Source organism: Nocardia gamkensis NBRC 108242, from assembly GCF_001612985.1.
GTDB classification, from domain to species: domain Bacteria; phylum Actinomycetota; class Actinomycetes; order Mycobacteriales; family Mycobacteriaceae; genus Nocardia; species Nocardia gamkensis.
Genome location: NZ_BDBM01000015.1, coordinates 20,863 through 36,983 on the forward strand (window position 1 = coordinate 20,863; position 16,121 = coordinate 36,983).

A 16,121-nucleotide genomic window follows, 5' to 3' on the forward strand; every position below is an offset into this window, starting at 1 on the left:
GGTCAGCTACCCGTCGCTACCGGCCGTTTCGGATCGTTCGACCACTGCGACCACGACCCGGGATACAACGCCGCCTCCACACCCACGATGGCGAGCGCCGCCACCTGGTGCGCCGCTGTGACGCCGGAACCGCAGTACACGGCCACCGGCCCGGATCCGAACCCGGCGAAACGGTCGCGCAGTTCCGGTACCGCGCGGAAGCGCCCCTCGGCGTCGAGATTGTCGGCGGTCGGGGCGCTGAGCGCACCGGGGATGTGCCCCGCGCGGGGGTCGATCGGCTCCACGTCACCGCGGAAGCGCTCGCTCGCGCGGGCATCCAGCAGGACGCCCTTCCAGCGAGCGGCCGCGTCGGCGTCGATCACGGGCAGATGGCCGGGGCTCAATTCGACATCTCCGGGCTCCGGGTCGGGCTCGGCCCCGGTCGCGACGAGGCCGCCAGCGTCCACCCAGGCGGGCAGCCCGCCGTCGAGGATGCGCACGTCCGCGACTCCCGCCCAGCGCAGCAGCCACCAGGCGCGAGCGGCGGCCATGCCGCCGGTGGCGTCGTAGACGACCACCGGATCGCCCTGGCACAGACCCCAGCTGCGCGCGCACTTCTCCAGCTGCGCGAGATCCGGCAGCGGATGCCTGCCGCGCGCCGGCGACGGCGGCGCGGCCAGTTCGGTCTCCAGGTCGACGAACACCGCACCGGGGATGTGACCGTCGAGATAGTGCTGCGGGCCGTCCGGGTCGCCCAGTGCCCATCGGACGTCCAGCAGCCGAAGCCCCTTGTCCGCCAACGCTTCCCGAAGCTCTCCCGGTGAGATCAGTACCGCGCTCAACTCAGCTCCTCGTCCCGAATGACGTCCTCGCGCACCGACTCCCCCACCCTACGCACCGGATGTGCCGATGTCGCCGTACTCTCGCCGCGCGTGCCACCGGCCGGTCCAAGTCAGTCCAGTTTCGCGGCACTGGCAGGCGACACACCCTCGTGACCAGCGGCAATATCCGACCGATGTCGAACGTTTCCGCCGAAGCCACCGCGAAGCCGGCGCCCGAACGGCCGCCGGCCGGACCGGCGCAGGCGATCGGCGCGGGCATGGTGACCGCGCTGGTCGGTTTCACCAGCTCGTTCGCCGTGGTGCTGAGCGGGTTGACCGCGGTGGGCGCGAGCGCCGCGCAAGCCGCGTCGGGCCTGCTCGCGCTGTGCGTCACGCTGGCGATCGGCATGATGGCGCTGAGCTACCGCTACCGGATGCCGATCACGCTGGCCTGGTCCACGCCGGGCGCGGCGCTGCTGGCCGGGGCGGGGGCGGTGGAAGGTGGCTGGCCCGCCGCGATCGGGGCGTTCGTGCTGGCGGGAGCGCTGATCGTGGTCACCGGACTGTGGCAGCGGCTGGGCGGGCTGGTCGCGGCGATCCCCGTGGAGATAGCGCAGGCCATGCTGGCCGGGGTGCTGCTGCCGCTGTGTCTTGCTCCGGTGCGGGCGGTGCAGACGAGTCCGGCGGTGGTGGCGCCGGTGATCCTGGTCTGGCTCGTGTTGCAACGGTATGCCCAGCGGTGGGCCGTGATCGCCGCCTTCGTGACCGCCGCGGCCGGAGCCGCGATCAGCATCGTGGCGGGGCACCGGCACCTGGACGTCGGCGCGATGGCGCCGCGGCTGGAACTGACGCTGCCGCACTGGAGCTGGCAGGCGCTGATCGGCGTCGCGATCCCGCTCTACATCGTCACCATGGCGTCGCAGAACATCCCGGGCACCGCGGTGCTGGCCTCGTTCGACTACCGGGTGCCCTGGCGCGCGGCGATGACCGTCACCGGACTCGGCACCGTCATCGGTGCGCCCGCGGGCGGGCACGCGATCAATCTCGCCGCCATCAGCGCCGCGCTCTCGGCGGCCCCCGCGGCGCATCCGGACCCGAAGCGGCGCTGGATCGCCGCGTTCACCGCGGGCGCGTCGTATCTGCTGCTCGCGCTGGGCTCGGCCGCGCTGGTCACGCTGATCGCGACCGCTCCGGCGGGCACGCTGGAAACCGTCGCCGGTCTCGCGCTGCTGGCCACCCTGGCCGCTGCGCTCGGGGCGGCACTGCGCTCCGAGCACCGCGAGGCGGGCGTCGTGACGTTCCTGATCGCCGCCTCCGGGGTCGGCTTCGCCGGCATCGGCGCCGCCTTCTGGGCGTTGCTCGCGGGGTTGATCGTGCGAAAGGTGCTGCGCTAAGGCGCGCTACTCGGTCAGGGCGGCCTGGAAGCGGCGCATTCCGTCGAGCCAGCGATCGTAGTCGGAACCCTTGTGGCGGTACATCTTCAGCACCTCCGGATGCGGGAGGATCAGGAAGCGCTCGTCGGCCACCCCGGCGAGCACGATCTCGGCGACCTCCTCCGGGGACAGCACCGCCCCCGCGCTGGTGACGGCCTTCACCGCGAGTTCCGCCTCGGCGGCGTGCTCCGGCGGAACGAGGCCGCCGTGCAGCAGCCGCGTGTCCACACCCATCGGGCACACGCAGCTCACCCGGACCCCGCGGTCGCCGTAGGTGACCGCAAGCCATTCCGCGAAACCGACGGCCGCGTGCTTGGACACCGCGTAGGGCGCGGATCCGAGCTGGGTGAGCAATCCCGCCGCCGACGCGGTGGCGACGAAGTAGCCGCCGCCCCGTGCCAGCCATCCGGGCACCAGCAGCCGCGCGGCGCGCACGTGGGCCATGACGTTGACCTCCAGCGCCGCCGCCCACTGCCCGTCGGTGCTGTCCAGCCCCGCACCTCCGCCGATGCCCGCGTTCGCGAAATACATGTCGACCGGGCCGAACTCCGCTTCCGCGCGATCGATCAGGGTGCGGATCACCGCCTCATCCGCCACATCCCCGCCGACCGCGACCGCGCCGGGCCCGAGAGACTCCGCGACCCGCACCGCACTGGCTTCGTCGAGGTCGGCGAGCACCACGCGCGCACCGGCGGCGACGAGCCGGGCGGCCAAAGCCGCCCCGATCCCCGCGCCCGCCCCCGTGACAATGGCAACTTTGCCCGAAATCTCCATTCCCGCACCCTAGCGGGGCGTCACCGGCCCCCCGCCGGGAATCCGGCGACCAACCCGGTACAGCTGCGGATGCGCGGTAGCGAAGGACGACTCGGCGGCAAGACACTGCTGACACCGGACCTCGACAGACCTCGATCATTCGAGGGTGAGCGCCTCAGCTCGAATTCGCCAGGCGGTCCAGCAGCGGAGCGGTGCGCGGGCCCACCAGTTCGCGCATCACCAGCGCCATGTTGGTCCGCTCGACGCCGGGGATCTTGAGGATCTGCCCGGCGATGCGATACAAGTCGTCGGCGTCCCTGGCGACCACCCGCACCGTGAGATCGGTGAGCCCGGTCATGCCGCACACCTCGGTCACCTCGGGCACCTCGGCGAGTTCGTCGACCACGGAGTCCAAGCGGTGCTGGTCGACGACGACCGCGACGAACGCCGCCAGCGGATAGCCGAGCGCGCGCGGCTCGACGCGCCGCTCGAAGCTGCCCAGCACGCCCCCGGCCTCCCAGCGGGACAACCGGGCCTGCACGGTGTTGCGGGACAGGCCGAGCCGCGCGGCCAGCTCCACGCCCGTCGCCCGGGGGTTGGCGACCAGTTCCAGTAACAGCCTGGCGTCGGTGGCGTCCAGGCTCACGCCGGCGTTTTCTCTGGTCATACCACGCAGTATGACATCCGGCTGCCGGTCGCAATTGAGCATTCTGCTCATCGACCGGTCGGCCACTTGCGCAGTTCGCATTCGGGGGGATGCTGTGAGGTAGGACACATCACCGATGTGGCGACCACCTGGTGAGGAGGCGAACACCATGCCGGGCAAGCCCGAGTTTCCGGTGCAGTTGGTGCAGCCGGACGGCCGCCGCGTCCTCGATCGCGAGCACGCGGCGCTGGTCGCCGACGTCGGGCCCGACGAGTTGCGGGCGCTGTACGAGGACATGGTGGTCGCCCGCCGGATCGACGTCGAGGCCACCACGCTGCAACGCCAAGGCCAGCTCGGCCTGTGGGCGCCCATGCTCGGACAGGAGGCCGCCCAGGTCGGCTCCGCGCACGCGCTTCGTCCCGACGACTACGTCTTCTCCAGCTATCGGGAGACGGCGGTGGCCTACTGCCGAGGCGTGCCGCCCACCGATCTCACCCGCCTGTGGCGCGGCGTAGCCCACCATTGCTGGGATCCGCACGCGGTGAACATGACCAACCCCAATATCGTGGTCGGCTCCCAGGGCCTGCACGCGACCGGTTACGCGTTCGCGGCGCACCTGGACGGCGCCGAGATAGCCACCATCGCCTACTTCGGCGACGGCGCCAGCAGTCAGGGCGATCTGGCCGAAGCGCTCGGCTTCGCCGCGACCTGGAGCGCGCCCGTCGTGTTCTTCTGCCAGAACAACCAGTGGGCGATCAGTGCCCCGGTGCGGGTGCAGAGCGCGACGCCGATCGCCCGCCGCGCCTACGGCTACGGCATGCCGGGCAGGCAGGTCGACGGCAACGACGTGCTCGCCGTGCTCGCCGTCACCAGGCAGGCGGTGGCCAGGGCGCGCTCCGGCGGCGGCCCGTCGTTCATCGAGGCGCTCACCTACCGGATGGGTCCGCACACCACGGCGGACGATCCCACCCGGTACCGCTCGGCCGCCGAGACCGAGCAGTGGGCGCGGCGCGATCCGATCGACCGGATGCACAGGCTGCTCGAGCGCGAGGGCCACTGGGACGAGGCGTTCGCGAGCCGGGTCGCCGAGCGGTCGGACGCGGTGGCCCGAGCGGTGCGCGCCGCGACCATCGCCACACCCGATCCGGCGCCGAGCGAGCTGTTCGAGCACGTCTACACCACCCCGCATCCGCTGATCACCGAACAGCGGAGGGCGTACACGGAGTACCTGGCCGGCGATCCCGGCGGGGCCTCCGCACGAGGAGAAGGAGTCCCGCGATGATCACCACCTTCGCCGCCGCGCTCAACACCGGCTTGCGCCGCGCGCTGGAGGACGATCCGAAGGTCTTGCTGATGGGCGAGGACATCGGCCGCCTCGGCGGGGTGTTCCGGGTGACCGACACGTTGCAGAAGGACTTCGGCGACAACCGCGTCATCGATACGCCGCTGGCCGAATCCGGCATCATCGGAACGGCTTTCGGCATGGCGCTGCGCGGATACCGGCCGGTGTGCGAGATCCAGTTCGACGGTTTCGTCTATCCCGCCTTCGACCAGATCGTCTCGCACGTCGCCAAGATCAACTATCGGACACAGGGAAAAGTGCACGCTCCCTTGACGATTCGCATCCCGTTCGGCGGCGGCATCGGTTCGGTGGAGCACCACTCCGAATCACCCGAGGCCTATTTCGCGCATACCGCCGGGTTGCGCGTGGTGACCCCGAGCAACCCGGCCGACGCGTACGCGATGATCCGCCGGGCGATCGCGCTGGACGATCCGGTCATCTTCTTCGAGCCCAAGCGCAGGTACTGGGACAAGGCCGACGTCGACTTCGCCGCGCTCGACCGCGACGGCGGCCTGCCGCTGGATCGCGCGCGCGTGTGCGCCACGGGATCGGACGCGACCGTCGTCGCCTACGGCGGGACCGTGGCCACCGCGCTGTCGGCCGCGGGAATCGCCGCGCGGGAGGGCCACTCGCTCGAGGTGATCGACCTGCGCAGCCTGTCGCCGATCGACTTCGACACCATCGAGGAGTCGGTCGCGAAGACCGGGCGGTTGATCGTCACGCACGAGGCGCCGGTATTCGCGGGGCTCGGCGCCGAGATCGCCGCGCGGATCACCGAACGCTGCTTCTACCACCTGGAAGCGCCCGTGCTGCGCGTCGGCGGATTCGACATCCCCTACCCCCCGGCTAAGCTCGAGAAGCACCATCTGCCCGATCCCGACCGCATTCTCGACGCGGTCGACCGCTCCCTCGCCGCGTGAGGCGGGGTTCGCCGTAGTGAGAGGTGCCGCGTGGAAAACCCTGCCCGCCAAGACCTTCCGTCGTCCGTGCTGGAGTTCCGGCTGCCGGACCTCGGCGAAGGCCTGGCCGACGCCGAACTGGTGTCGTGGGCGGTGGCCGTGGGCGACATCGTCGAGTTGAACCAGCCGATCGCCGACGTGGAGACGGCCAAGGCGGTCGTCTCGTTGCCGTCGCCGTTCGCCGGCCGGGTGGTCGAATTGCTGGCGCGGCCGGGCGACACCGTCGCGGTCGGCGCGCCGCTCATTCGCGTGCGGGCAGCCGGAGCCGACGACGCGGCGAGCGACACGGGCCGCACTTCCGTCCTGGTCGGCTACGGCCCCGAAGCGGAGGCGACGTCACGGCGGCGTCCCGTCGGTCCGCCCTCGCACAGCGTTTCACCGCCCGGCGAGGCGGACACCGAGCCGCACCGACCGGGTAACGCGGCAGCGACACCCGCCGCGCGAAAGCTGGCGCGCGAACTCGGCTTGGATCTGTGGTTCATCGCGGGCTCCGGGCCGGGCGGCGCGGTCACCGTCGAGGACGTGCGCGGCGCGGTACCCGTCTCACAGCCGCATCCGGCCGCACCGGCCACCGTGGCCGGCGCGGACAGCGAGGCGGTCCGCCCGTCCGCGCGCGAGGAACGCACCCCGATCAGCGGCATCCGCAAGCGCACCGCGACGGCGATGTCGAACAGCGCGCGCACCATTCCGCAGGCCGCCGCGTTCGTCACCGTCGACTGCACCGCCTCGATGGAACTCCTCGATCATCTGCGCAGCACGAAATCCTTCGCGGGCCTGACCTTGACGCCGCTGGCGCTGGTCGCCAAGGCAGCACTGGCCGCGCTCGCGGACTTTCCCGGCATGAACGTCTGCTGGGACGAGGCCGCTCAGGAGATCGTCACCAAGCACTACGTCAACCTGGGCATCGCGGTGGCCACCGAGCGCGGCCTGCTGGTCCCGAACATCAAAGAGGCGCAAACGCTGAGCCTGCGCGACCTGGCCCGCGAGATCGCCTGGCTGGCCGAGACCGCACGCGCGGGCGGCGCGACGACCGCCGAACTGCGCGGCGGAACGTTCACCATCACCAACATCGGCGTCTACGGCGTGGACACCGGCGTCCCGCTGGTCAACCCGGGCGAGTCCGCGATCCTGTGTCTCGGTTCGATCCGCAAGCAGCCGTGGGTCGTTCGCGACGAGATCGCGGTCCGGTGGGTGACCACCCTCGGCGTCGGCTTCGACCATCGCATGATCGACGGCGAGCAGGCGGCGCGCTTCCTGGCCACCACCGCGGGATTCCTGGAGGACCCGCTCACCCTGCTCGGCCGGGCGTGACCCGGCGTTCAGTCGGTGACGAGCGCCGTCGCGGCGGTGCGGATGACCTCCGGGATCTCGACCGGTTTGCGGGTCTCGGCGTCCACATAGACGTGCACGAAGACACCGGTTGCGGACAGTTCCAGCTCGCCGTCGGCCTCCCGGAAGATGGCCAGATCGTAGGTGATGCTGGAGCGGCCGAGCCGGGAGATGCGCAAGCCGACCTGCAACTGGTCCGGGAAGCTGATCGAGCCTTCATACCGGCAGGAGGTCTGCGCCACCACGCCGAGCGCGGGCAGTTCGCGGATGTCGGTTCCGGTGGCGTGCATCAACCACGCGTTGACCGCGGTGTCGAAGTACGAGTAGTAGGTCACGTTGTTCACGTGCCCGTAGTGGTCGTTGTCGGCCCACCGGGTCGGCACCGGCCAGAGCACCGGATACTGCTGTGTCACCCGGCCGACGATAGCTCAGTGGGGACGATGCGGTATTCATCGCGCCGCGTGCGGGGCCCTACGTGGCTACGCGCGCTCCCTCCTCCGGGCCTGACCGCACGCGGCTGGAATCCATCGCGCCGCGTGCGGGGCCCTACGTGGCTACGCGCGCTCCCTCCTCCGGGGCCGACCGCACGCGACTGTGCCGGTGGTCACGCGGAGAGACACCGAAGTGCCGTTTGAACGCCGTGCTCAGCGCGAAGGCGCTGCCGTACCCGACCTGACGGGCGATGGCCTCGATGGTGGCGTCCGATTCCTGGAGCAGGTCGGCGGCCAGTGCCAGCCGCCATTCGGTGAGGAACGCCATCGGCGGCTCGCCCACCAGATCGGTGAACCGGCGCGCCAGCGCGGCCCGCGACACACCCACCGCCTCGGCCAGGCCCGCGACCGTCCAGCCGTGCGCCGGATTGTGCTGGAGCAGCCGCAGGGCCTTGCCGACCAACGGGTCGCCGTAGGCGTGGTACCAGGCGGGCGCGTCGTTGCGGGCGAACCAGGCGCGCAGCGCGGCGATCAGCACCAGGTCCAGCAGGCGGTCCAGCACCGCGCTCTGCGCGGGCTCGTCCTTGGTCACCTCGTCGACCAGGATGTCCAGCACCCGGCTGTCGAACTCACCGCGCCGCAACACCAGCACCGACGGGAGCGCGCGCAGCAGGCGCTGGCCCGCCGCGCCCGCGGACTCGTAGGTTCCGGTGACCATCAGGGTCGCCCCGCCCGGGTCGGTCCCCCACTGCCGAACACCCAGGCTGAGTGTCTCGCAGAGGATCTCACCCTGCGGCGTCTTCGTCACCTGACCGGGATGGATGACGATCTGCGGTTCGGTCGCCGGGTCGTCGGCCACCGTGTACGGGGCGGGCCCGCGGAAGATCGCGACGTCGCCCGCGCCCAGCTGCCGCGGCTCGCCCTCGCCGGTGACGATCCACGCGTCGCCGCGGATCATCGACAACACGGTCAGCGGGGCCTCGTCCTGGATGCGCAGCGACCACGGCGGATTCAGCAGCGAACACATCAAGAACGCGCCGCGGGCGCGGGGGCCTTCGAGCAGACTTGCGAGCGGATCCACCCGTCCAGAGTAGACGATGGCGCATGATTATGAGCCGTCGAACCAAGATCCGTCTCTGCCTCGACGGCGTGCGCGAGCGGTGGCGGGATAGAGCCGTCAGCGGAAATCCGGAATGTCCCGGCCCCTCGAGACGTTGAAAATGTAATCAGACCCGCTCGCGGACGTGACGCGCAGAGCCGAGCGTCACGCACGGTCGCACGACCAGGTCAATGGCGCCCTGGACCGCCGCCGCGGGCGGGGCTGGCCAGATCGGACGATCCGTCGGTACCGTCGAAACGGTGTTGAGCCCGACGGTCGATCGTCCGATCCGCGTCGCGCGCGCCGCGGTGTTCACGGTCTTCGCGTTGAACGGCTTCCTGCTCGCCATGTGGGTGGTGCACATTCCGGTCATCACCGACCGCACGGGCGTTTCGAAATCCATGCTGGGCATGTTCATCCTGCTGATGTCCGGTGCGGGAATCGCCGGAATGCGGCTGGCGGGGCCGCTCGCCGATCGGTTCGGCAGCAGGACGCTGGTCGGCACGGCCGCGTGCATCGCGTCGGTGGCGGTGGTCGGCCCCGGCCTCGCCACCGGACCGTTCACCTTGGCACTCGCCCTGGCCTGTTTCGGTTTCGGCAACGGCGCGCTGGACGTGTCGATGAATACCCAAGCGGTGCTGGTGGAACGGGCCTATCGGCGTCCGATCATGGCCGCTTTCCACGCGCTGTTCTCCGGCGGCGGCCTGCTCGGTTCACTGCTCGGAGCCGCCACACTGCGGGCAGGATGGGATATCCGGGTGACGCTGGTCCTCGCCGCGGCGAGCTGCGTCGCGCTGACCCTCACCCTGGTGCCGCGGTTGCTGCGGGAGACCAGGTCGGGCGCGGAGACGCTCCACGGCGTCGCGTCCGTGCACGCGAGCGACCTGGACGAGACGTCGCCGGAGCACGCCCCGACGTCGTATGAGACCGCCTCGTCCCCCCACGACGTCATGCCGATCGGCTCCGACGCCGCGCGGTCGCCGGATCAGCCCGGCCCGGACCGGATGACGCGCGATCACGTGACAACGCCCCTCGATGCCCGTGATCGCGGCCGAAAGGTGTTCGCGCTGGCCGCGATCGCTTTCGCACTGCTGCTGGCCGAAGGGGTGGCCGCCGACTGGAGCGCCTTGCAGCTGCGCGAGCATCTGAACGCGGACGCGGCCACCGCGGCGCTCGCCTTCGGAGCCTTCTCCACCACGATGACGATCGGGCGTTTCGGCGCCGACCGGGTCAGCCACGCCTTCGGCCGGGTCGCGGTGGTGCGCTACGGCTCGCTCATCGCGGCCGCCGGCCTGGCGGTGATCGTCGTCTCGCCGTGGATTCCGCTGACACTGCTGGGCTGGACCCTGGCCGGGCTCGGACTCGCGGGCGGGATTCCGCAGATCTTCACCGCGGCGGGGAATCTCGGCTCCGCCAGGGCCGCTACCGACATGTCGCGGGTGTTCAGCATCGGTTATCTCGGACTGCTCGCCGGTCCCACGGTCATCGGCTGGCTCACCGCCGTGATGTCACTGACCACGGCGATGGTCGTGCCGATGATCGCGATCCTGCTCTGCTGCCGGTACGCGAGCGTCGTCGCCACGCCTCGGGCCGACTGACCGGATCGACGATCCATCGTCAGCTCGACCATCGGCACCTCGTCGATGCCCGCACCCGTGGCTTCCTCGACTATCCGGCCGAGACTCCGGTATGCCCGCGGACGGTCGCACCGATAGCCCGCGAGGACGGCGGCGGACTCGTCCGGGGTCAGCACCCGGGCCAGAGCCGGAACCCTGGCGCGCACGCCGATACTCATGTGACAGCGCGGATCGGCGGCGAGATTGCGGAACCACTGCGCCTGTGTGCCGAAGCCGGACGCGATCACCACGCGGTCCCGGCTCGGCCGCGCCACCGTCTCCAACACCACATAGCGTGGACGGCCCGAGCTGCGGCCGATGTGCTCCAGCAGCAGGAGCCGCCCAGCCGCGCACTACTTGGGCGGCACCAGGCACAGGGTGATCGGCTCGGGCTTGGGATAGACGATCGTGTCGTTCTCCGTCGCCTTCGCCCCGCACGCGGATTTGTCCGCGGTGCCGCGCACGATCCGTCCGATCTTGAAGTCCGCCGTCGACCCACAGGCCACCTTGGTGCTGGCGCCGAGGAAACCGCCGTCGATGCAGTCGCCCTCCTTGACGTTCAGCCGCAGGCACAGCGTGTATTCGTTGCTGCCGGTCTGGTAGTAGCTGGCGTAGTCCTTGGTGGCGCAGTCCGCGTTCGCGCCGTCGAGCCGTTGCGCCACCACGTAATTGGCTTCGGCATCGGAGCATTCCTTGGTTTCGAACTCCGCTTTGACGGTGGTGCCCGACAGCTTCGCGCACTGACCGATATCGATCTTCTCGCCGTCCGAACGGAACACGGTGCGACCGCCGATGACCAGCAGGCCGATCACCACGACGACACCCAGCACGGCGAGGATCTTGCCCACTCCGCCACCTCCGCTGCGATTCTGCTGGGGTGGCGGTCCCGGCGGCGGGAAACCCCCACCGGGGTAGCCCGGCTGCTGCGGGAAGCCTCCCTGCGGCGGATAGCCCGGCTGGCCGGGGTAGCCGGGCTGCGGCTGCGGCTGACCGGGATAGCCCTGCTGCCCCGGAAAACCCTGCGGCGCACCGGCAGGCGGTTGCTGCGGATAGCCGGGCTGGCCAGGCGGTGGATAGCCGGGCTGCCCTGGCTGCGGATGGTTCGGTGGTGTTGTCATGGATCCCCTCCCCGGGTCTCGCGTGGTTCCGTGCGCACAGGCGACGGGCGAACCCATGGAATCTAGCCGATCATCGCGAACCCCGCCGGACCGGTGAACCGCCGCAACGGCTTCGGCGCACGCCGGTTCTCACAGATACAGTCCCGGATTGACCGCATCCCGTGCGACGGCATCGATCCTGGCCTCGCCGTCGCGCACCGCCACGAGCTCCGCCAAGGTCGCGCCGTCCGGATAAGCGCCTGCCTCGCACCGCTGCTCCCGGGGCAGCCAGGCCGCCGCCTCCACGCCGGACAACCGCCCGATCTCGATCCGCGCCAGGCACCGGCCCGGCCGCGTCACCGCCGGGTGCAGGCGCGACAGGTCCTCGTTGGTGGTGATGGCGACGAGCACGTCCCGGCCCTGGCCCAGCATGCCGTCGGTCAGGTTCAACAGCCGCGAGAGTCCCTGCCCGGCCGCCTCCTTGGCTTCGCCACGGATCAGCTCGTCGCAGTCCTCCAGGACCAGCATCCGCCAGCGGGGCGCGCCCTCGTCGGCATTGTCTACGCCCGCGGCCACGTCCATCAGGTAGCCGGGCTTGCCGAACATCACCTCGGGATCGAGCACGCAATCGAATTGGCACCAGGCGCCCCAGGCACGCGCCAGCGCGCGCAGCGCGGTTGTCTTCCCCGTACCGGGAGGTCCGTGCAGCAGCACCAGGCGGCCGCGGACGTCGGCGGCGGTGAGCGACATCAGGCGATCCATCGCGGTGGCGACCTCGCCCGTGTAGTTACCCCGGATCGACGACCACTCGGGCGCCGAGATCGAGCGCGCACGCCGCTGCGGGCCGTGGGTGTGCATGTGCCAGAAGCCCATCTCCACGGTGTCGCCCACCTCCGGCGGCGCCGCCGCGTCCCGGATGGCCTCGGCGAGCAGCTCGTCCGCGAGCGTCTCGCTGACGGCGGTGACCTCGACCATCGCCGAACCGCCCGACCAGCGCACCGACCGCAGCGACCAGCCGGGACCCACCACCAGCGTCGCCCCGCTGTCGTTGTCGCGCGCCGTGCGCACCACGCGGCCACGGCCGGGACGCAGCGGCGCTTCCGGCCGCACCCGCTCCAGATGCGCGGTGCGCGCGCACGGTTGATCGCCGCGCAGGAACGGACCGAGCGCGAGGGCGTCGATCGCGTCGCGGATCGAGTACGTGGAATCGACTACGACGGTCCACGGCAGCCGCTCGGCGGGATCGGCCGAGGGCTCCCCGGGACCGATCAACCGAAGAGGCTCATGACGTGCGGACACCCGGAGAATGATCCGGGGCGCCCTGCCGCGATGTCCATCGAATTACGAAAGCGCCCCTCCACCGAAGGTGAAGGGGCGCTTCGCGAGAACCTCCGGCCTACAGCGCCTTCAGTTCCTCGGTGACCGCTCCGACGGACTTCTTGGCGTCGCCGAACAGCATGGAGGTGTGGTCGGCGTAGAACAGCGGGTTGTCGATACCGGCGAAACCACTGTTCATCGACCGCTTGAGCACGATGACGCTCTTGGCCTGGTCGACGTTGAGCACGGGCATGCCGTAGATCGGGCTGGAGGCGTCTTCACGGGCGGCGGGGTTGGTGACGTCGTTGGCGCCGATCACCAAGGCGACATCGGTGCGATTGAATTCGCCGTTGATGTCGTCCATTTCCTTGAGCGCGTCATAGGACACCTCGGCCTCGGCCAGCAGCACGTTCATGTGACCGGGCATCCGACCGGCGACCGGGTGGATGGCGTATTTGACCTCCACACCCTTGGCCTCCAGCAGCGAAGCCATCTCCTTGACCGCGTGCTGTGCCTGGGCGACCGCCATGCCGTAACCGGGCACCACGATCACCTGATTGGCGTACGCCATCTGGATCGCGGCGTCCGCGGCGGAGGTGGCCTTGGCCTGCTTCTGCTCACCACCCGCGGCGCCGGGCGCGGTCCCGCCGCCGCCGAAGCCGCCCGCGACGATCGCCGGGATGGACCGGTTCATCGCCTTGGCCATCAGGTTGGTCAGGATGGTGCCGGACGCGCCGACGATCATGCCCGCGACGATCATCGCGGTGTTGTTCAACGCCAGACCCGCCGCGGCGGCCGACAATCCGGTCAGCGCGTTGAGCAGCGAGATGACCACCGGCATGTCCGCGCCGCCGATCGGCAGCACCACCATCAACCCGAGCACACCCGCTGCCACCAGCACCGCGATCATCCACAGCTGCGACACCCCCGCACCGGTGGCGCCGACGCCGATCACCACCGCCGCGGCGACCGCGCCGAGCAGCAGCAGCAGGTTCAACGGTTGCTGCAATTTGCCGATCCCGATCGGGCGGCCGGGCAGGATCTCCTGCAACTTCCCGAACGCGATCAGCGAACCCCAGAACGACACCGAACCGATGATCGCCGCGAACAGCGATCCGATCACGATGTGCACGGTCGGTTCCTCGTCGAAGTGCGAGAAACCCTGGGAGTTGATGAATTCCGACCACGCGATCAACGCGACCGTGCCACCGCCGACACCGTTGAACGCGGCCACCAGCTGCGGCATCGCGGTCATCTTGGTGTACTTCGCGGGCGGCACACCCAGCACGACACCGACCACCAGACCGGCGACGATGAGAATCCAGTTGTCGGTGTGCCGGATCGAGATCAGCGTCGCGACCACCGCCAGCGCCATGCCCACCGCGGCGATCAAGTTGCCGCGCACCGCGGTCTTCGGGCCGGTCAAGCCCATCAAACCGTAGATGAACATGCCGAAGGCAATAATGTAGAGACCGTTCACCAGATAGGTGACGTTGTCGAAGGTGTGCATCACTCACCCGCCTTCTGCGCGGCAGCGGGCTTCTTGCCCTTGAACATCCCCAACATCCGGTCGGTCACCACGAAACCACCGATCACGTTCAGGGTTCCGAACACCACGGCGACGAACAGGATGATCTGCGTCAGGATCGACGGGTCCTGCACGTTACCCAGCGTGACCAGCGCGCCGAGCACCACGATGCCGTGAATGGCATTGGTGCCCGACATCAACGGCGTGTGCAGCGTGTTCGGGACCTTGGAGATCACCGCGAAACCGACGAATCCGGACAGCACCAGGATCGCGATATTCGCCAGCAATTCGGTATACATCAGTTCTCCACCTTCGCCTCGGTCGCGTCCTTCACCTGCGCAGGCTCCGCCGATTCGGTCGCGTCCGCCGATTCGGTCGCAGCACGGGTGACGCAGGAATCCGCCAGCACCTGGTCGCCGAAGTCGGGCGCGAGCTTGCCGTCGACCAGCATCAGCTCCAGCAGCGCCGCGATGTTCTTCGAGTACAGCTCCGAGGCGTGCTCGGGCATGGTGGCGGGCAGGTTCAACGGCGAGGCGATGGTCACCTCGTGCTTGACGACCGTCTGTCCGGGCTCGGTCAACTCGCAGTTGCCGCCGGTCTCACCGGCAAGATCGACGATCACGCTGCCGGGCTTCATGCCCTCGACCGCCGCGGCCGTCACCAAGCGCGGCGCGGGACGGCCCGGCACCAGCGCGGTGGTGATCACCACGTCGAAGCCTTTGATCGCGTCCTCCAAAGCCTGCTGCTGGCGAGCCTTCTCCTCGTCGGTGAGCTCGCGGGCGTATCCGCCCTCGCCCGCGGCGTCGATCCCCAGATCCAGCCACTGCGCACCCACCGACCGCACCTGATCGGCGACCTCGGGCCGCACGTCGTACCCGGTTGTCCGACCACCGAGGCGCTTCGCGGTCGCCAGCGCCTGCAAACCCGCCACGCCCACACCCAGCACCAACACGGTCGCGGGCTTCACTGTGCCTGCGGCGGTGGTCAACATCGGGAAGAACCGCGTCGACTCCGACGCCGCCAGCAACACCGCCTTGTACCCCGCCACATTCGCCTGCGAGGACAACGCGTCCATCACCTGCGCGCGCGAGATCCGCGGAATCGCCTCCACCGCAAACGCTTGTACCCCCGCCGACTTCAGCGCGCCGATCTGATTGTCGGCGTTGCGCGGCGCGAGGAAACCGATCAGCGTCTGCCCCGACGACAGCTTGCCCACCTCGGCGTCACTGGGCGGGGCGACCTTCACCACCACATCCGCCGACCACGGATCACCGATCGTCGCGCCCGCCTCCACATACGCTTCGTCGGGAATGAGCGCGCCCTGTCCGGCCCCGGACTCGACGACTACCTCCACGCCCTGCTTCACCAGGCTGGGGATGATCTTCGGCACCAATGCGACACGTCGCTCGCCCGCGTTCGATTCGCGAACGACACCGACACGCGCGCCGCGCGGCGATGGATCGCCTACGCTCTGCGTTGTCTCCACTTGTCAGACTTCCTTCTCTTACCGAGCTTCAGGCAACGGGTAGACGACCGGACGATGTTACCGTCGAGTAAGTTCGCCCAAATCCTCGCAACTGTACCTGGCCCGCCGTGAGCCTAGCTGAGATGCCCGTCACACACGCCGGGCGATTCGCGCCGGTGCGCCGGGGGTTCCCCGGTCGCCACGGAGCGAGCCGTCTTCCATCGAAGCCGCGGTCCACCGTTTTTCCTTCTCGCTCTGTGATCGTGGTCGCCGCAGGTGAACACGGCAAGACCGTACGTAAAAGTC

At 69.8% G+C, this 16,121-nt stretch carries 15 protein-coding genes and 1 pseudogene; 5 read left to right on the top strand and 11 right to left on the bottom strand.

Annotated features, from left to right (window positions below; all coding sequences use genetic code 11):
• Positions 1 to 2 precede the first annotated feature (2 nt).
• Positions 3 to 821, bottom strand: a complete 819-nt coding sequence (locus tag NG1_RS14440) for a sulfurtransferase (protein ID WP_062971033.1) — start codon at positions 819 to 821, stop codon at positions 3 to 5.
• A 173-nt stretch (positions 822 to 994) separates the two neighbouring features.
• Here NG1_RS14440 and NG1_RS14445 point away from each other — a divergent pair, with 173 nt between their 5' ends.
• Positions 995 to 2,194, top strand: a complete 1,200-nt coding sequence (locus tag NG1_RS14445; protein WP_062971035.1) for a benzoate/H(+) symporter BenE family transporter — start codon at positions 995 to 997, stop codon at positions 2,192 to 2,194.
• A gap of 6 nt (positions 2,195 to 2,200) precedes the next feature.
• Here NG1_RS14445 and NG1_RS14450 read toward each other — a convergent pair whose 3' ends face one another.
• On the bottom strand, positions 2,201 to 3,007 hold the full coding sequence (locus tag NG1_RS14450) for an SDR family oxidoreductase (RefSeq protein WP_062971037.1): 807 nt from the start codon (positions 3,005 to 3,007) through the stop codon (positions 2,201 to 2,203).
• Positions 3,008 to 3,161: 154 nt separating this feature from the next.
• Positions 3,162 to 3,653 carry an Lrp/AsnC family transcriptional regulator gene (locus tag NG1_RS14455; protein WP_040865136.1) on the bottom strand — a complete coding sequence of 164 codons (492 nt, stop codon included), beginning with the start codon at positions 3,651 to 3,653 and terminating at the stop codon, positions 3,162 to 3,164.
• Positions 3,654 to 3,801: 148 nt separating this feature from the next.
• Between NG1_RS14455 and pdhA the strand changes: the two genes are divergently transcribed.
• Genes pdhA through NG1_RS14470 form a run of 3 tightly spaced genes read left to right on the top strand, consistent with a single transcriptional unit; the run spans position 3,802 to position 7,244 of the window.
• Positions 3,802 to 4,914: a pyruvate dehydrogenase (acetyl-transferring) E1 component subunit alpha gene (pdhA, locus tag NG1_RS14460; protein ID WP_062971039.1), complete on the top strand. Its 1,113-nt coding sequence runs from the start codon at positions 3,802 to 3,804 to the stop codon at positions 4,912 to 4,914.
• Positions 4,911 to 5,894, top strand: coding sequence for an alpha-ketoacid dehydrogenase subunit beta (locus NG1_RS14465; RefSeq protein ID WP_040865105.1), 984 nt, complete (start codon positions 4,911 to 4,913; stop codon positions 5,892 to 5,894). The genes pdhA and NG1_RS14465 overlap by 4 nt, the downstream gene beginning before the upstream one ends.
• Positions 5,895 to 5,924: 30 nt before the next feature.
• On the top strand, positions 5,925 to 7,244 hold the full coding sequence (locus tag NG1_RS14470) for a dihydrolipoamide acetyltransferase family protein (protein WP_084498920.1): 1,320 nt from the start codon (positions 5,925 to 5,927) through the stop codon (positions 7,242 to 7,244).
• A gap of 8 nt (positions 7,245 to 7,252) precedes the next feature.
• Here NG1_RS14470 and NG1_RS14475 read toward each other — a convergent pair whose 3' ends face one another.
• The gene (locus tag NG1_RS14475) at positions 7,253 to 7,675 is read right to left on the bottom strand and encodes an acyl-CoA thioesterase (RefSeq protein ID WP_373686121.1); all 423 of its coding nucleotides are present in this window, start codon (positions 7,673 to 7,675) and stop codon (positions 7,253 to 7,255) included.
• Positions 7,676 to 7,808: 133 nt separating this feature from the next.
• Positions 7,809 to 8,774, bottom strand: a complete 966-nt coding sequence (locus tag NG1_RS14480) for an AraC family transcriptional regulator (RefSeq protein ID WP_062971045.1) — start codon at positions 8,772 to 8,774, stop codon at positions 7,809 to 7,811.
• 278 nt (positions 8,775 to 9,052) lie between these two features.
• Between NG1_RS14480 and NG1_RS14485 the strand changes: the two genes are divergently transcribed.
• On the top strand, positions 9,053 to 10,390 hold the full coding sequence (locus NG1_RS14485; protein ID WP_062971200.1) for an MFS transporter: 1,338 nt from the start codon (positions 9,053 to 9,055) through the stop codon (positions 10,388 to 10,390).
• Positions 10,391 to 10,482: 92 nt separating this feature from the next.
• Here NG1_RS14485 and NG1_RS38820 read toward each other — a convergent pair.
• The 6 genes and pseudogenes from NG1_RS38820 to NG1_RS14510 all read right to left on the bottom strand — a co-directional run.
• A pseudogene (locus NG1_RS38820) lies at positions 10,483 to 10,743 on the bottom strand (nitroreductase family deazaflavin-dependent oxidoreductase); the annotation flags it as partial.
• Positions 10,744 to 10,761: 18 nt separating this feature from the next.
• The gene (locus tag NG1_RS37750; RefSeq protein ID WP_174554914.1) at positions 10,762 to 11,526 is read right to left on the bottom strand and encodes an LppU/SCO3897 family protein; all 765 of its coding nucleotides are present in this window, start codon (positions 11,524 to 11,526) and stop codon (positions 10,762 to 10,764) included.
• Positions 11,527 to 11,655: 129 nt separating this feature from the next.
• A complete protein-coding gene (locus NG1_RS14495; protein ID WP_062971047.1) occupies positions 11,656 to 12,777 on the bottom strand; it encodes a DUF5925 domain-containing protein in 1,122 nt (373 codons plus the stop codon).
• 124 nt (positions 12,778 to 12,901) lie between these two features.
• A complete protein-coding gene (locus tag NG1_RS14500) occupies positions 12,902 to 14,332 on the bottom strand; it encodes an NAD(P)(+) transhydrogenase (Re/Si-specific) subunit beta (protein ID WP_062971049.1) in 1,431 nt (476 codons plus the stop codon).
• A complete protein-coding gene (locus NG1_RS14505; RefSeq protein WP_062971051.1) occupies positions 14,332 to 14,649 on the bottom strand; it encodes an NAD(P) transhydrogenase subunit alpha part 2 in 318 nt (105 codons plus the stop codon). The genes NG1_RS14500 and NG1_RS14505 overlap by 1 nt, the downstream gene beginning before the upstream one ends.
• Positions 14,649 to 15,836 carry a Re/Si-specific NAD(P)(+) transhydrogenase subunit alpha gene (locus NG1_RS14510; protein ID WP_245659903.1) on the bottom strand — a complete coding sequence of 396 codons (1,188 nt, stop codon included), beginning with the start codon at positions 15,834 to 15,836 and terminating at the stop codon, positions 14,649 to 14,651. The genes NG1_RS14505 and NG1_RS14510 overlap by 1 nt, the downstream gene beginning before the upstream one ends.
• Between the last annotated feature and the right edge of the window lie 285 nt (positions 15,837 to 16,121).